Below are 449 nucleotides of genomic sequence, written 5' to 3'. Positions count from 1 at the left end.
TTTGTAATGCGATGCAACATCGAAAGGTCATTTGTGGGTGGGCGACATCGCGGGCTGCAGGTTCAGGCGGCTGCCCAACACAATGGCAAAAACACTGGCCGCCCCACCTACCACCGCGGCCATCCAGTAGTGCTGCACCAACCCTGCGGCATCGCGGCTGATGATCGCACCACCCACCAGCGCGGCCAGGCCCATGGCGGCCGACTGCACGGCCGAGTTCAACGTCATGAAGGTACCGCGCAGCGCCGGATTGGCGGCTGAGGTGAGCATGGCCATGCCCGGGATCATGCGCCCGCTCATGCAGACAAAAAACAGCGTGGATACGGGCAGCGCCCACAACAAGCCCACAGGTCCGAGCAAGGTGGTCGCCAGCATGGGCACGACCACAGCCACGGCCAGCACCCGGAAAGTCTTGAACTTTCCCCAGCTGTCGGCCAGGCGACCCACCC

1 pseudogene is annotated in these 449 nt (G+C 63.9%); it reads right to left on the bottom strand.

Annotated features, from left to right (window positions below):
- Positions 1-27 precede the first annotated feature (27 nt).
- A pseudogene (locus AC1D1Y_RS26410) lies at positions 28-449 on the bottom strand (MFS transporter); the annotation flags it as partial.

The sequence above is a fragment of the Polaromonas sp. P1_G1 genome, assembly GCF_056405595.1.
Note: the sequence above shows the minus strand (reverse complement) of the source record. Positions and strands in the feature narration are given on the sequence as shown.